A 14,852-nucleotide genomic window follows, 5' to 3' on the forward strand; every position below is an offset into this window, starting at 1 on the left:
GTTCCATGTCCGATCAGATGCACGTGGTTGAAATCAGCAAACCGGGCGGCCCCGAAGTCTTGCAACCCGGCAGCCGTCCGGTGCCCGTGCCGGGGCATGGGCAGGTGGTGATCAAGGTCGCCTATGCCGGTGTGAACCGGCCCGATGCGCTGCAACGGGCCGGGGCCTATGACCCGCCGCCGGGGGCGAGCGACCTGCCGGGGCTGGAATGCTCGGGCGAGGTTGTGGCTGTTGGTCCGGGCGTCGATTCCCTTGCTCGCGGCGACATGGTCTGTGCTTTGCTGCCGGGCGGAGGATATGCCGAATACGTCGCCACGCCAGCCGCTCACTGCCTGCCCGTGCCGCACGGCATGGGCCTGCGCGAGGCGGCCTGCCTGCCGGAAACCTTCTTTACCGTCTGGTCCAACGTGTTTTCGCGCGGCGGCCTCAAGGCAGGCGAACGGTTCCTCGTGCATGGTGGTTCCAGCGGGATCGGCACGACCGCTATCCAGCTTGCCAACGCCTTTGGTGCGCGGGTTTTTACCACTGCTGGATCGGACGAAAAATGCCAGGCCTGCCTGGATTTGGGGGCCGAGCGCGCGATCAACTACCGCACCGAGGATTTCGTCAAGGTTCTGCGCGCCGAAGGTGGCGCCGACCTGATCCTCGACATGGTGGGTGGCGATTATATCCCGCGCAATATCAAGGCATTGGCCGATGATGGCCGGCTGGTGCAGATCGCGTTCCTGCAAGGGCCGGTGGTCGAGCTGAACTTTGCCCTGATGATGGTGCGGCGCCTGACGATTACCGGAAGCACGCTCAGGCCGCAAAGCGACTTGGCCAAGGCGCAGATCGCCCAAGACCTGCGCGAGGCCGTCTGGCCGTTGATCGAGGCGGGTCGGATCGCGCCGGTGATGGACAGCGAATTCGACCTGGCCGATGCGGCTGCGGCCCATGCGCGGATGGAAAGTTCGGGCCATATCGGCAAGATCGTTCTCAGGGTCGCCTGATCGCGGCCTGCCGGGCCGGTGTCAACTCACGGCCCGGCGATACAGGTGCCATGTTGCGTGCCCCAGTATGGGCATCACGAAGATCAGCCCCAGAAGCAGCGGGATCGATCCCAGTATCAGCAGCCCTGCCACCACCGCACCCCAGGTCAGGATGACGACCGGGTTGCGCCGGAACACGCGGAAAGAGGTCACGACCGCCACTGGCACGCCAACCTCTCGGTCGAGCAGCAGCGGAAAGCTGACCACGCTGATCGCCAGGGCCAGCAGGGCAAAGAAGAAGCCGACGATGATGCCGGAGATCGCCATGGTCCAGCCTTGCGAGGTTGTCACAACATCTCTGGCGAATGCCGTCACGGATACCGGCGCATCGGGGCCAAGCGTGCGCTCCCAGATCCCGTGCGCGACCATCAGCCAGATCAGGAACAGCAGGGTCAGGTAGAACCCCAGAACCAGGATCGCTCCGAAGGATGGGGCGCGGACCACGCGAAACGAATCGAGCCAGGTCACCTCTTCACCGCGTTCGAGACGGCGGCTGATCTCGTAGCGACCCACGGCAGCGACAGGCCCCAACAGGGCAAAGCCGGCGACCAATGGGGCGAGCAACGGGATCAAGTCCATATTCAAACTGAATCCGAACAGAATCAGCCCGGTCAGCGGGTAGATGACGGCGATGAACAACACGTCGGCGCGCGTTTCGAGAAAATCGCGGTATCCCGCCCTCAGTGCGTCGCGCAGATCCTGCATTTCGATCTTGTTGGCGACGGGTTCCGCTTGATCTGCGGTACCGCCCAGTTCCGATGCCGCTTGAGACAGGTGTTCTCCTGATGCGCCCAGGTTGCGCAGGGTCCAGGTGACCGGATTTCCGATGGTTTTTGCCATGGCTTGTGTCCTCCTTGGCGAATTGCAGCGCCACGGGCCGGCCGGCCACTTGGTTGCCTTGGGCCAGGGCGACCGGCAACGCTTGACATTATTATAACATATTCCGACGGTTATCGCGATCACTATGGTGGGAGTAACTTCTTGTCCGGTGCTGCCTTGTGATCGGGCCGAGCGAAAGCAAAGGGAGGAGAGTGAGCATGGCAAAAACAGTGGTGATCGAGGCCTTCGGTGGCCCAGAGGTCCTGCAGTTGCAGGACCGTCCAGTTGGCGAGCCGGGGCCGGGGCAGGTTCGGATTCGGCACCAGGCCTGCGGGTTGAACTTTATCGACGTCTACCAGCGCACCGGACTTTATCCGCTGCAACTGCCCCATGCCCTGGGGATGGAGGCCTCGGGCGTGATCGAGGCGGTAGGTGAGGGTGTCACGCATCTGAATGTCGGGGACCGGGCCGCCTATGCCTCGGCCCCGCCGGGGGCTTATACCGAGGCGCGGGTGATGCCCGCCGCGCAGGTCTGCCCGCTGCCCGATGAGATCGGTTTCGACCAGGGCGCCGCGATGATGCTCAAGGGGTTGACGGTCGATTACCTTTTTCACCGCACCACGCCGCTTGGCAGGGGCGATACAGTGCTGTTCCATGCTGCCGCCGGCGGCGTCGGTCTGATCGCCTGCCAATGGGCGAAATCCGAAGGGATCACCTTGATCGGCACCGCCGGGTCGGATGAGAAATGCGAACTGGCCAAAGCGCATGGCGCGGCCCATGTCATCAACTACCGGTCCGAGAACTTCACCGAGAAGGTTCGCGAACTGACCGGCGGCAAGGGCGTCGATGTGGTGATGGATGCGGTGGGTGCGGATACGTTCGAAGGGTCGCTCGACTGTCTGAAGCCACTGGGCATGATGATCTCTTTCGGCAATGCCTCGGGGCCGGTACCGCCGTTGAACATCGGCGTTCTGGCGCAGAAGGGCAGCCTGAAGATCACGCGCCCGACGCTCTTCACCCATATCGCCGATCATGCCGCCTGCCAGGCGATGGCGCGGCGGCTGTTCGGCAAGGTGACCGGGGGCGAGGTCAAGATCCGCATCGATCAGCGTTTTCCGCTGGATCAGGTCGCGGATGCGCATCGCGCGCTCGAAGCCCGGCAGACCACCGGCTCGACCATTCTGGAGCTTTGAGGCGACCGAATCTATTTTCTTGCGCCGTCGCAACCGGCGGGGCAAGGAAGGAACATGGACAAGCTCGACCGCCAGATCGTCGCGGCGCTGCAACACAATGCCCGCGAATCGACAACCAAGATCGCCGCGCGGCTGGGTGTGGCGCGGACCACCGTGCACGAACGCATCTCCCGGATGGAGGCACGCGGCGTGATCGCGGGCTATTCTGTCGTCCTGCGCGAACCGCAGGACGACAGCAAGGTGCAGGTCGTGGTTCTGCTGGAAGTGCAGCAAAAGGAAACCGCGCGCATCATCAAGCGCCTCGAAGCCTATCCCGAGATCAAGCTTTGCCTGTCGATCAATGGCGAGTTCGACCTGCTTCTGTCAGCCGAAGCGCCGCGGATCGAGGACCTCGATATTCTTGTCGATGAACTGGGAGCGATTCCAGGTGTTCAGCGGACAAATACCTTTGTCGTCTTTGGGCGTCGCATCGACCGTATCTGACAAAAAGTTAGGTTTGCCGTCAAATCGACGGGATGGGGAGTCATTCCGACACTCTGCTCCCTACAGACCGAACGGCAAACGCGTCATCCTGTTGTCAAAACAAGGAGACGTGCCATGCGCTGGGATATCTGTATTGTCGGGGCCGGGAAGATCGGCCAGATGATCGCCACTTTGCTCAAGACCTCGCCCAATTACTCGGTCACCGTGGCCGATCACGACCTGGCGGCGTTGTCGGTTCTCAACAAGATGGGTGTGCCGACCAAGCAGATCGACGCCAAGGACGAGGCCGGGCTGGCCGAGGGGCTGAAAGGCTTCGATGCGGTCATTTCGGCGGCGCCGTTCTTTCTGACGCCGACCATCGCCAAGGCCGCGCAGGCGGCGGGTGCGCATTACTTCGACCTGACCGAGGACGTGGCCGCCACCAGTGCAGTCCGCGCGCTGGCCGAAAACAGCCGGACCGCCTTCATGCCGCAATGTGGGTTGGCGCCGGGCTTTGTCGGCATCGCCGGGGCCGCACTGGCGGCCGAGTTCGACGAGATCGACAGCCTGCACATGCGGGTGGGGGCGCTGCCGCTCTATCCGACCAATGCGCTGAAATACAACCTGACCTGGTCCACCGACGGGCTGATCAACGAATACTGCAACCCTTGCGATGCCATCGTGAACGGCAAGCTGGTCAAGACCGCGCCGCTGGCGGATTATGAGATCCTTGGCCATGACGGGGTCGAATACGAGTGTTTCAACACTTCGGGCGGTCTGGGGACCCTGCCGGAAACGCTGGAAGGCAAGGCGCGGTCGGTGTCCTATCGCTCGATCCGCTATCCGGGGCATCGCGACATTCTCAAGCTTCTGCTCAATGATCTGGGGCTGGAGCGTCGCCGCGACCTGTTGAAGGACATTTTCGAGACCGCGTTGCCGCGCACCGACCAGGACGTGGTGCTGGTCTATTGCACGGCCAGGGGCCGGATCGGCGGCCAGCTGCGCGAAAAGAGCCTGATCAACAAATCCTATTCCCGCCTGATCGACGGCCAGGTCTGGAGCGCGATCCAGGTGACGACCGCCGCCGGCGTGCTGGGTGTGGTCGACCTGATGCGGACCGGCGTGCTGCCGTCCAAAGGGTTCATCCGGCAGGAGCAGGTCAGTTTCGCCGAATTCCTCGACACCGAATTTGGCCGCCTTTACCGGGCGGGCGACGTCACCAAGCAAAGCAAGGCAGCCTGAGACATGAAGGACATGATGATGACCGCAGAGACCGTGATGGAGAAACTTGGGATCACCGCCGCCGAACGGACAGGCGGCCGGCTCCGGGTCACCTCGCCGATCGACGGCAGCCTGCTGGGCGAGGTGCACGAAATGCCGGTATCCGGTATGGACGCGGTGCTGTATCGGGCCAAGTCGGCCTTCAAGGTCTGGCGCAGTGTGCCCGCGCCGCGCCGTGGCGAACTGATCCGCCTGTTGGGAGAAGAGCTCCGGGCGGCCAAGGCCGACCTTGGCGCGCTGGTCAGCTGGGAGGCGGGCAAGATCACCTCCGAAGGGCTGGGCGAGGTCCAGGAGATGATCGACATCTGCGATTTCGCCGTGGGCCTGTCGCGGCAGCTCTATGGCCTGACCATCGCCAGCGAGCGCCCAGGCCACCGGATGATGGAAACTTGGCACCCGGCGGGACCTGTCGGCGTGATCTCGGCCTTCAACTTTCCGGTGGCGGTCTGGTCGTGGAACGCGGCGCTGGCCATCGTCTGTGGCGATCCGGTGATCTGGAAACCGTCGGAAAAGACGCCGCTGACCGCCTTGGCCTGCCAGAAGATATTTGACCGCGCCGCCGCGCGGTTCGGCGACGCGCCCGAAGGGCTGTTGCAGACCCTGATCGGCGGCGCCGAGCTGGGCCGTGCGCTGGTCGCAAGCGAGGATGTGCCGATCATCTCGGCCACCGGCTCCACCCGCATGGGCCGCGCGGTCGCGCCCATCGTGGCGGCGCGTCTGGGCAAGTGCATCCTGGAGCTGGGTGGCAACAACGCGATGATCGTCGGCCCGTCGGCGGATCTGGAAATGGCGGTGCGCGCCATCGTGTTCTCGGCGGTCGGAACCGCCGGCCAGCGCTGCACCTCGCTACGCCGTCTGATCGTGCACAATTCGATCAGGGAGGATCTGGTGGCCCGTTTGAAGAAAGCCTATGCCGGCCTGCCTATCGGCAACCCGCTGGAAGAGGGCACGCTGGTCGGCCCGCTGGTGGACGAGGCGGCGGGCGCGGCGATGACCGCGGCGCTCGAAGCCGCCCGGGCCGAGGGCGGAACGATCTTCGGCGGCGCGCGGGTACGGGACGGCGTGCCCGAGGACGGCGTCTACATGACACCGGCCATCGTCGAGATGCCGGAGCAGAGCGCTGTGGTGAAGACCGAAACCTTTGCCCCGATCCTCTATGTACTGGGCTATGACGACTTCGACGAGGCAGTCGAGATCCACAACGACGTGCCGCAGGGCCTGTCTTCGTGCGTGTTCACGCTGAACATGCGCGAGGCCGAACAGTTTCTGTCGGCGGCAGGTTCGGATTGCGGCATTGCCAATGTCAACATCGGCCCGTCGGGCGCGGAAATCGGCGGGGCGTTCGGTGGTGAAAAGGAAACCGGCGGTGGCCGCGAAAGCGGTTCGGATGCGTGGAAAGCCTATATGCGCCGTCAGACCAACACGGTGAATTACTCGGCCCAACTGCCGCTGGCGCAGGGTGTCAAATTCGACATCTGACCGTCTCGGGCAGCCCCGACCGGCAAGCCCCGCCATCCGGCGGGGCTTTGCATTTTGGCGTCATCTCATGGGCAGGCTGCGGTTCAGAAGTTGTCCCGTCCGGTCAGGATAATCGGTGACAATCCCGTCGAGGCTCGCGTCGATCACGCGCTCGATGCCCGCCTTTTCGAGCAGCCAGGAAAAGATGGTCGGAGTCGAGTTGAACTTGGACACCGAAGGGGCAACGACAGCCTCGGCCCCTTCTTCGATCAAAGAGAGCAACGGCAGATGTCACTCCAGGCGCGCTGAAAGGGCCAGTATCTGGTCCCAAGTTGCGGCAGGCACATGCAGGACATTACCCGAAGCCGCTCGATGCAAGCGCTCGCGTTCGCCAGGGATCTCCACCCGCTCGAACCCCGGCGCGGGTGGGCAGTCGCGCAGTTCGGCCAGCACCTCTTCGGCGGCGAAGGACATGGCGTGACCTTCGCGGAACCGCCCGGTGTCGAGCGTGATCAGCAACCAGTGGCATTCGGTTGTCGAAGGGCCCAGCATGGCTTCGCCGATCAGCTCGCCGATCAGAGCCAGCCCATAGCCCTTGTGCCCGCCCGAGGGCAGGATGGCGCCGCCCGCAAAATAGTCCTCGGGGTTGCGGGTGGGGTTGCCGTCGCGGTCGATGACGCAGCCTTCGGGCAGCAGGGCCCCGGCCGAACGCGCCGCATAGATCCATCCGCCCGCGATTTTCGAGGTGGCGAAATCAAGTACGACCGGCCCGTCTGTCCCGCCCGGAATGCCGATGCACCATGGATTCGTCGGCAGCATTGCCCGCGCTCCGCCATGCGGTGCGACCTGACGCCAGGTCTGCCGGTTGCCTCCCCCGATACAGATCGTCAGAAACCCCCGTTCGGCGGCTATATCGGCATAGGCACCGTGCCGCCCGGTATGGCCGAGATTGCGTATCGCCAGTGCAGATATCCCGGCATCGCCTGCGGCCTGCATCGCTGAATCATAGGCGCGTTGCATCGTCGGGATGCCTATGCCGCCCCCGCCATCGACAATCATCCCGCCGCGGCCATTGTCCAGCACGCGCGTTTGCGCCTCTGCCCTCATGTAGCCATTCTGGAATTGCTCGGCATATTGCAGGGTGCGCATGACCCCATGGCTTTCCATGCCGCAGAGGCTGGTGTCGACCAGGTGGGCTGCGACCGCCTGCGCGGTTTCCGGGGGGCAACCCAGGCGGGCAAAGATCGAAACGAGCAGCGCGTCGGCCTCGCCGGCTGGAACCGGCACCCGGTGCCCGTTGAGTTCGAGCTTTGAACGATAGTGTGTCATGTCACGCTCGCAGGTCCGGGAATTCACGCATCAAGGTTTTACGCAGTTGCGGGGAAACATGCCCCGGATGATGATCCTTCAGGATTGCCATGGCCCGGTGTCTTGCGCGGGTGGCCATGTCGGTGCTGCCTGCTGCCTGCCAATCGGCGATGGAGGCGCGGTCGGCAATCTCGGGATATAGGAAGTCGCTGCGCATCCGGGCATAGGTTTCGGGCCGGCCAAGGTAATGGCCTTCGTCGCGCACCACCTCTGCAATCGCATCGAACGCAAGGGTCGTATCGTCCACGACAGGCGGCATGTTGGCCCGCAACAGCGTGCCCAGCATGTCGTTGTCGGCCACCATGGCGGCAAAATCGACGGCCATCAGCCCGGCCTGCATACCTGCCGCCTGCGTCACCAGATGGGCTCCGGCCTGCATCGCGGTGAGGACCGTCAGCGCCTTTTCATAACCGGACTGATTGTCCGGCACCTTGCTGTCGGTGGCCCCCGCGATGACCGAGCAGGGCAGGGACCAGTGCCGCAACACCTGTACAGCCATTGCGGTTGCCAGCGCCTGTTCACCGGACCCGCCGGAAAATCCGCCTGTCCGCAGATCGGTTATCATCGGGCGTGGCCCGGCGATCACCGGTGCGCCGGGGACAGCCAGTTGTGTCAGAACGATACCGGCCAGCGCCTCGGCGAGCGTCTGCGCCACCGAGCCTGCCAGGGTCACCGGGCTGGATGCCCCGAGCTGGCCAAAGACATTGGCGTGTGCCGGGATTCCATGGCGCGCAGCTTCCATCAGAACCATTGCGCTTTCCGCATGAAACCGCAGCGGTGGCACTACGTGGTTGATGTTGAGCGACAAGAAGGGCCGGGCGCGAAACGCTGCTTCGGAGCCCGCGATCAGATGACACATGCGCGCGATCAGTGGAACGTGCGACGGGTCGCTCGCTTGCACCATCACGTGTTTGGACGTGCCCGAGAGAGAGGCAAACGCGGTGTTCAGGTCAAGTGCAAGCGGGTCCGGAATGTCGCCGGCGACCAGCGAGCGCGAGAAGAACCGCACATGCGGCAGCGCATCCGCCAGCCGGGCGGCATCACCCAGGTCGGAAAGTGTCGATGGTCGAATTTCACCGGTTTGGATATCGGTCACGTTCGGAGCCGCGCCGCCGGTGCCGGGATGCGTTTCGTTTCCGCCCACGATCAGGTCATGTACCGGGGTCTGTCCGTACAGGGTGACGGATCCCGGGGTGCCCGCCAGCGTCTCTTCGACGAGCGAACGCGGAAACAGGAGCCGGTTTCCGGTTCTCCGACCGCCACGGTCCAGCACGAGCGTCACAACCTCGGGCGGGGCGTCGGACAGGCCGATCCGGGCCAGAATGTCAAAGGCGGAATCCGCGATCCGGTTCGTGCCTTCGGGTGAAAGCGGCCGCCACGATCCGCCTACCGCATGGGTCGACGGGAATTCTGAGGGCGCCGCCGGACCACGGGAGGAACGCCGGGCCATCAGGCGAACGGGTCCGGCTGGAGCGGTGCGGTGGCGAGCCACACCGATTTCGTCTGCATGAAGGCTTTCATCCCCTCCCACCCGTTCTCGCGCCCGTAGCCGGACTGTTTCCAGCCACCCACCGGGCTTTGAGTGGCAGCATTGAAGTAGTTGTTGATATAGACCGTCCCCGCCTCGATCCGGTCGGCCATCCGCATGGCGCGCGTGACATCGCGCGACCAGATGCCGGCTGCCAGCCCATAGAGAGTATCGTTCGCGGTTCGGATCACCTCGGCCTCATCGTCCCATGTCTCGGTCGATACGACCGGCCCGAACACTTCCTTCTGCGCCAGCTCCGACCGGTTCGGAACATCGGCAAAGATGGTCGGGCCAATGTAATATCCCCGGTCGCGCTGCGCCGATCGGCCGTCGAGCAGAAGCCGGTGACCCGCCGCCTCGGCCGCCGCGATCCGGCGAAGGATGCTTTCGTAATGCGGCCGGTTGGCGATTGGCCCGATCTGAGAGGCCGGATCGTCCGGCGGGCCGACACGGGCCTTGCTGGCCACATCTACCAGCCGCTCGGTGAATTCCCCGATCACGCTGCGGTGGACAAGCAGGCGAGAACCCGAGATGCAGCTTTGCCCGCCGGCCGGGAAGATCCCCGCCACGACGCCATTCACTGCAAGGTGCAGATCAGCGTCGGGCAGAACGATCTGGGGGGATTTGCCGCCGAGTTCCATCACCAGTGGCTTGACCTGCCGCGCAGCGACCGCCGCTGCGGTGCGCCCGCCGCCGGTGCCACCCGTAAAGCTGACCATCCGCACGTCCGGGTGGTCGATCAGCGGCTCTCCGGTGCCGGCGCCGAAACCGGTCACCACGTTCACCACGCCCGGCGGCAGATCGGCCTCGGCCAGGATCTCCATCAGGTCCAGCACCGAACAGCTGGCCTGTTCCGAAGGCTTGATGACCACCGTGTTCCCTGCGGCGAGACAGGGTGCCAGTTTCCAGGTCAGCGTCCCGATCGGCGAGTTCCACGGCAGGATCAGCGCAACCACGCCATAGGGTTGCCACTTGAGGTAGTTGTGCATGTCCGGAACTTCGGCCGGGATCACGCGGCCTTCGATCTTGTCGCACATGCCGGCGTAATAGTGCCAGCTGTCCACCTGCCAGCCGCCGGGCTTCAGCCCCGGCGCAATGTTGGGCAGGCGTCCGTTGTCGAGCAGTTCGACCGCGCCCAGCCGGTCGGCATGCGCGCTGATCACATCGCCGATGCGGCGCAGCGCCCGGCCCCGTTCGGCGGGTTGCATGCGCCCCCAGGGTCCGTCCCGGAACGCGGTCCGGGCGGCGGCCACGGCGCGGGCGACATCTTCGGGGCCGCAGTCGGGCACGCGCGCCCAGACCTCGCCTGTCGCGGGGTTCTCGCTGTCGATCCAGCGGCCTGTCGCGGGGTCATGCCAGGTGTTGCCGGCGAAATAGCGATAGGTGCGGATGTCAGCCATGGATTTTCTCTTGCGGGTATTCAGGCGGAAGGGGCGTGCGTCCCCGGATCATGTCGGCGGCCTTCTCGGCCATCGCCACGACCGTAGCATAAAGGTTGCCGGTGATCTGCGTCGGCATTGCCGAGGCATCGCAGACCCGCAGCCCGTCGATGCCGCGCAGGCGTAATTCGCCGTCCAGCACGGCACCCGGATCGCTGCCGTTGCCCATGCGTGCGGTGGAACAGGGATGGTGACCGGTATAGGCGGTCTGACGAATGGCGGCGACGATCTCGTCCCGGGTCCGGGCGTTGGCCCATGGGCCAAGCTCGCGGGTAACGTAACGGGCGATCTGCGGTTGCGCCATGATTTCGCGCATCACTGCCACGCCGCGCACCATTTGGTCAAGATCGCGCGGGTCGGCGAAATAGTTGGGGTCGATACGTGGATGCGCGCGCGGGTCCGCGCTGGCCAGGCGGACGGTGCCAAGGCTGTGCGGACGTTCCTGATTGATGTCGATCTGCACACCGGGGCGGGCCACCTTTCGGCCGCGGACCAGCAGACGCCGGCCAAGCCGCTCGAGGATCGGGGCGCGCTCGGTTTCACCGTTTCCGATGTTCTCATCGACGATCATCGGGGTCATGAATACCTCGAGTTCGGGCAGGGCCTCGTCCTCGAAGGCGTGAAACAGGGCGGCGGAAAAGAACGATCCGCCGCCGGGCCCCGAACCGTTGGCCAGCCAGCGCGCCATCAGCCATGCCGCGCGGTCGATACGCTGCTGTCGTGCATGGCTGAGGTCCATACGATCAGAACCGTATTGAATCGAGACATCCACATGGTCGGCAAGATGTTCGCCGACGCCGGGCAGATCATGGATCGGCGTGATCCCGACCGTTCGCAGGTGATCGGCCGGACCGATCCCCGACAGCATCAAGAGCTGGGGGGTTGCGAAAGCGCCATGACACAGGATGACCTCTCGTTCGGCGTGCAGGATGGCACCGTCGAGGGTCTGGACACCGATCGCGCGCCCTTGCTCGACGATCGCGCGCACTACATGCCGACCTGTCAGCACGGTCAGATTGGCCGGGGGGCGGCGCAGATAGGCAAGCGCCGTGGATTGCCGTATGCCCCGGCTGACCGTGCTGTCCACCCGCGCTACACCCGTTCTGTGTGGCCCGTTGAAATCGTCCAGTTCGGTATGGCCAGTTGCAACGGCAGCGGCAATGAACGCGCGGTCAAGGGTTCCATGGTTGCGTGCCGGTTCGGTTGCCAGCGGCCCGGTGGTGCCGTGCCATCCATCCTGCCTGTCCCGCGACCTCTCGGAGCGCCGGAAATAGGGCAACAGGTCGTTGTATCCCCAACCTGCCAATCCCGATTGACGCCACCCGTCACAGTCGGCGGGAACGCCGCGCATGTAGATCATGCCATTGACGATCGACGTGCCGCCAAGCGCCTTGCCGCGCGCGAAATAGATGCTGCGCCCGCCCAGCGATTCCTGCGGCACCGAGGTATACCCCCAGTCGAACCTGGGATTGCCGAAGACGAAGCCGTTTCCCGCGGGCATCCGGATGAACAGATCGCGGCCTCTGCCGCCCGCCTCGACCAGGCATACCGACACCGCCGGATCCTCGGCCAGCCGCGCGGCCAGGACGCAACCTGCCGATCCCCCGCCCGAGACGACATAGTCGAACACCCGGTTCACGCCCCAAGCCTTTCAATGACGGCGGCGGTCATGTCCGAGGTCGAGGCGGTGCCGTCCAGATCCGGGGTGGCGACCCCGTCCGCCAGCGCTTGTCCGACGGCGGCTTCGATCTTGCGGGCAATGTCAGGCGCGTCGAGCGAATGTTCGAGCATCATCGCAATGCTCAGGATCATGCCGATCGGGTTCGCGATGCCCTTTCCCGCGATGTCCGGTGCGCTGCCGTGGACAGGTTCGTAGATGCCGGGAACCGGCCCGCCGTGCGGCGCCCCCCGCAGACAGGCCGAGGGGAGGAGCCCGAGGCTCCCTGAAACGACCGCGGCGAGATCCGACAGGAAATCTCCGATCAGGTTGCAACCGATCACCACGTCGAAATCCTGCGGCCGGCGCATCATCTGATAGGCACAATTGTCAGCGTACATATGCGTCAGTCGTACATCCGGATAGTCGGCGGCGACTTCGCCGACCACGGCGCGCCACAGGCGGTAGCTTTCCATCACATTGGCCTTGTCGGCCGAGACCATCCGTCCACGCCGCCCGCGCGCCAAGCGGAACCCCGCCTCGGCGATGCGGCGAATCTCGCCTTCGGAATAAGCCGCGGTGTCAAGCGCATATCGACCGGTGGCGCGTGTTTCCTGCCCCCTGGGCAGTGCGAACATCACGCCGCCGCACATTTCGCGCAGGACAAGGATATCCGCCGTTTCCGCCAATCCGGGCCGAAATGGTGTCCGGCTGTGCGAACCGGGCCAGGCACGGGCCGGACGCAGACCGGCATAAGCCCGCAGTTCCTTGCGGAGCCGCATCAGGCCGTCTTGCATTTCGGGGCCGCCGGGCACTCGGATATTGTCCCAGCGCGGGCCACCGACCGCCCCCGCCAGCACGGCATCCGCCGTCAGGGCGGCGGCAACGGTTTCCTCCCTGCAGAAGGCGCCGTAGCGCTCCCAGGCCGCGCCGTGCAGCAGGTCGAATGACAGGCGAAGTTCCAGATCGGAGTTTTCCGTCGCCGCATCCAGAACGGCCAGCGCCGCTTGCATCACCTCGGGGCCGATACCATCGCCGGGAAGAACCAGAATATCGTGGGTAGGCAAGGCAGGATCATCCACACAAGGAAGTTTGGTGTAGAGTATCCTGTTGATTTTCTGAATGTAGATTGAAAATGTGAATGACATGCATTCAGAGAGAGAATGATGAAGGCGCCTCGACCCCTGCCGCTGCACCAGATTGCCGCATTTGATGCTGCCGCGCGCAATCGCAGCTTTTCCGCTGCCGGGCGCGAGTTGAATGTTCAGCAACCAGCCGTCAGCCGGCAGGTTGCCCTGCTCGAAGATTGGCTTGGCGTGAAACTGTTTCTGAGAACCAAGCCCCGGTTGACGCTGACACCCGAGGGCGAAATGCTGGCCACGGCGATCTCGGACGGCATGCAGACAATGCGCGGCGGAGTCGACGTGCTTCTTTCGCGCCAGAGACAAGAGGCGATGGTCGTCAATGTTGCCCTCGGTTTCGCTTCCTTGTACCTGCTGCCGCGGCTTGGCGAGTTTCAGGCGGCTCATCCCGAAATCCAGGTCGACTTCCTGACGCGCGACCAGAATATGGAATTCGACCCTTTGCGATGCGACATCGCCGTCGTGTTCGGTGAAAGCGGTTTGCCCGGGACAGAAAGCAGACCCATCTTCGGAGAGGAACTTGTACCGGTCTGTGCGCCGAAGCTTCTGCCCGACGGGCCTGTTTCGGTTGAGACCCTCGCGCGGGCCCGATTGCTGCACATGAACAACCCCAACCACGCGCAGGACTGGCACCGGTATTTTCGCGGAACCGGTTTGGCCGTTCCCGAACCCAGGCCGATGGACCGCATGTACAGTTACATGGTCCTGCTGCGCGCAATACAGAACGGAACCGGAATCGGACTCGGCTGGCGCAACATGGTCGAGGACATGATCGACGCCGGAACCTTGATGGTGGCCTGCGAGCGAGTCGTGCAAACAAGGCGCGGGTATCACTGCTGCATGATGCCAACGGCCGAGAGAAAGCCCGGAGCGCGGGTGTTCTTCGACTGGTTGTCGGGCAGCGCAGGATCCTGACGGGCCTGAAATGCGCGTCGCCGAGTCGGTGACTTGTGGTCTTGGGTAGTGCAACTTCAATATATGGTGTCTGTCTCGGCGCGGGATCGGGGCAGTGGCTGGTTGTCTTCGGCGATTCCCATGGCAAAGCCGTTTCGGCGGCAACCGCCAAGGGTTTCATTATCAATTAACTCATTGAAATAATTTGAATTTTCACTTTTTTCAAAGTTTTTTGCTTTTTCTGCTTGCGGGATCTGAGAGCATTGCATAGATAGCCCCTCACCGGCGGCGCTGAGGTGCTGTTGGTGGTCTGAGAGAGGGCCGGACGCGCTGGAGAGACGGCGGCATTCGAGGGATGATCGGGGCGGGCGCGCTGAGGTATTGGCGCAACGGTCTTGTTTTTGGCCTTCGGGATGCAGTGTTGTTTGACATTGATGGATGACTGAAGAGATATGCGGGCGGTTTGGTTCGTTTCGACGAGCGAATGTCTGTATATCGCACTGGTAGGGTTTTGGCCCGATGATCCAGTGTCAGCTTCACTGTTTGAGCGTGCAACGTTTCTTTTGGAACGATGTACATCAGA

General features: G+C 64.0%; 14 protein-coding genes. 6 read left to right on the forward strand and 8 right to left on the reverse strand.

Annotated elements, in window-relative coordinates; all coding sequences use genetic code 11:
- The first annotated feature begins 5 nt into the window (after window positions 1-5).
- On the forward strand, window positions 6-989 hold the full coding sequence (locus tag BLT75_RS17150; protein ID WP_093034557.1) for an NAD(P)H-quinone oxidoreductase: 984 nt from the start codon (window positions 6-8) through the stop codon (window positions 987-989).
- A 21-nt stretch (window positions 990-1,010) separates the two neighbouring features.
- Here BLT75_RS17150 and BLT75_RS17155 read toward each other — a convergent pair whose 3' ends face one another.
- A complete protein-coding gene (locus tag BLT75_RS17155) occupies window positions 1,011-1,868 on the reverse strand; it encodes a DUF2189 domain-containing protein (protein WP_093034561.1) in 858 nt (285 codons plus the stop codon).
- 197 nt (window positions 1,869-2,065) lie between these two features.
- On the opposite strand from BLT75_RS17155, the gene BLT75_RS17160 reads away from it, so the two are divergent.
- From BLT75_RS17160 to amaB, 4 genes are all read left to right on the forward strand, one after another.
- On the forward strand, window positions 2,066-3,040 hold the full coding sequence (locus BLT75_RS17160) for a quinone oxidoreductase family protein (protein WP_093034564.1): 975 nt from the start codon (window positions 2,066-2,068) through the stop codon (window positions 3,038-3,040).
- A gap of 54 nt (window positions 3,041-3,094) precedes the next feature.
- Entirely contained in the window at window positions 3,095-3,523 is a 429-nt protein-coding gene (locus tag BLT75_RS17165; protein ID WP_093034568.1) for an Lrp/AsnC family transcriptional regulator, read from the forward strand.
- 114 nt (window positions 3,524-3,637) lie between these two features.
- On the forward strand, window positions 3,638-4,744 hold the full coding sequence (locus tag BLT75_RS17170) for a saccharopine dehydrogenase family protein (protein ID WP_093034571.1): 1,107 nt from the start codon (window positions 3,638-3,640) through the stop codon (window positions 4,742-4,744).
- A 3-nt stretch (window positions 4,745-4,747) separates the two neighbouring features.
- Window positions 4,748-6,262: an L-piperidine-6-carboxylate dehydrogenase gene (amaB, locus tag BLT75_RS17175; protein WP_093034574.1), complete on the forward strand. Its 1,515-nt coding sequence runs from the start codon at window positions 4,748-4,750 to the stop codon at window positions 6,260-6,262.
- Window positions 6,263-6,322: 60 nt separating this feature from the next.
- Here amaB and BLT75_RS17180 read toward each other — a convergent pair whose 3' ends face one another.
- From BLT75_RS17180 to leuB, 6 genes are read right to left on the reverse strand one after another with little or no spacing between them, the layout of a single operon-like run.
- Window positions 6,323-6,523, reverse strand: a complete 201-nt coding sequence (locus BLT75_RS17180; RefSeq protein WP_143028592.1) for a hypothetical protein — start codon at window positions 6,521-6,523, stop codon at window positions 6,323-6,325.
- Window positions 6,524-6,532: 9 nt separating this feature from the next.
- Window positions 6,533-7,570 carry an Ldh family oxidoreductase gene (locus BLT75_RS17185; protein WP_093034580.1) on the reverse strand — a complete coding sequence of 346 codons (1,038 nt, stop codon included), beginning with the start codon at window positions 7,568-7,570 and terminating at the stop codon, window positions 6,533-6,535.
- Window position 7,571: 1 nt separating this feature from the next.
- Window positions 7,572-9,059, reverse strand: coding sequence for a trimethylamine methyltransferase family protein (locus tag BLT75_RS17190; RefSeq protein ID WP_093034582.1), 1,488 nt, complete (start codon window positions 9,057-9,059; stop codon window positions 7,572-7,574).
- Entirely contained in the window at window positions 9,059-10,537 is a 1,479-nt protein-coding gene (locus tag BLT75_RS17195; protein ID WP_093034585.1) for an aldehyde dehydrogenase family protein, read from the reverse strand. The genes BLT75_RS17190 and BLT75_RS17195 overlap by 1 nt, the downstream gene beginning before the upstream one ends.
- On the reverse strand, window positions 10,530-12,215 hold the full coding sequence (locus tag BLT75_RS17200) for a GMC family oxidoreductase (RefSeq protein ID WP_093034588.1): 1,686 nt from the start codon (window positions 12,213-12,215) through the stop codon (window positions 10,530-10,532). The genes BLT75_RS17195 and BLT75_RS17200 overlap by 8 nt, the downstream gene beginning before the upstream one ends.
- Window positions 12,212-13,300: a 3-isopropylmalate dehydrogenase gene (gene leuB, locus BLT75_RS17205; RefSeq protein ID WP_218128962.1), complete on the reverse strand. Its 1,089-nt coding sequence runs from the start codon at window positions 13,298-13,300 to the stop codon at window positions 12,212-12,214. Before leuB ends, BLT75_RS17200 begins: the two co-directional genes overlap by 4 nt.
- Before the next feature lie 99 nt (window positions 13,301-13,399).
- Between leuB and BLT75_RS17210 the strand changes: the two genes are divergently transcribed.
- Window positions 13,400-14,290, forward strand: coding sequence for a LysR substrate-binding domain-containing protein (locus BLT75_RS17210; RefSeq protein WP_176828098.1), 891 nt, complete (start codon window positions 13,400-13,402; stop codon window positions 14,288-14,290).
- A 166-nt stretch (window positions 14,291-14,456) separates the two neighbouring features.
- Here BLT75_RS17210 and BLT75_RS24655 read toward each other — a convergent pair.
- Window positions 14,457-14,852, reverse strand: a 396-nt coding sequence (locus BLT75_RS24655; protein WP_218128964.1) for a hypothetical protein, incomplete at its 5' end; no start/stop codon positions are given.

It is taken from the genome of Ruegeria marina (genome assembly GCF_900101475.1).
In the GTDB taxonomy this organism is placed as follows: Bacteria; Pseudomonadota; Alphaproteobacteria; order Rhodobacterales; family Rhodobacteraceae; genus Ruegeria_B; species Ruegeria_B marina.

Bases quoted from the DNA above. Each gene is read 5' to 3' on its own strand.
- amaB (WP_093034574.1), top strand. From the start codon at position 4,748: ATGAAGGACATGATGATGACCGCAGAGACCGTGATGGAGAAACTTGGG.
- BLT75_RS17165 (WP_093034568.1), top strand. From the start codon at position 3,095: ATGGACAAGCTCGACCGCCAGATCGTCGCGGCGCTGCAACACAATGCC.
- BLT75_RS17155 (WP_093034561.1), bottom strand. From the start codon at position 1,868: ATGGCAAAAACCATCGGAAATCCGGTCACCTGGACCCTGCGCAACCTG.
- BLT75_RS17190 (WP_093034582.1), bottom strand. From the start codon at position 9,059: ATGGCCCGGCGTTCCTCCCGTGGTCCGGCGGCGCCCTCAGAATTCCCG.
- BLT75_RS17195 (WP_093034585.1), bottom strand. From the start codon at position 10,537: ATGGCTGACATCCGCACCTATCGCTATTTCGCCGGCAACACCTGGCAT.
- BLT75_RS17210 (WP_176828098.1), top strand. From the start codon at position 13,400: ATGAAGGCGCCTCGACCCCTGCCGCTGCACCAGATTGCCGCATTTGAT.
- BLT75_RS17170 (WP_093034571.1), top strand. From the start codon at position 3,638: ATGCGCTGGGATATCTGTATTGTCGGGGCCGGGAAGATCGGCCAGATG.
- BLT75_RS17150 (WP_093034557.1), top strand. From the start codon at position 6: ATGTCCGATCAGATGCACGTGGTTGAAATCAGCAAACCGGGCGGCCCC.
- BLT75_RS17185 (WP_093034580.1), bottom strand. From the start codon at position 7,570: ATGACACACTATCGTTCAAAGCTCGAACTCAACGGGCACCGGGTGCCG.
- BLT75_RS17160 (WP_093034564.1), top strand. From the start codon at position 2,066: ATGGCAAAAACAGTGGTGATCGAGGCCTTCGGTGGCCCAGAGGTCCTG.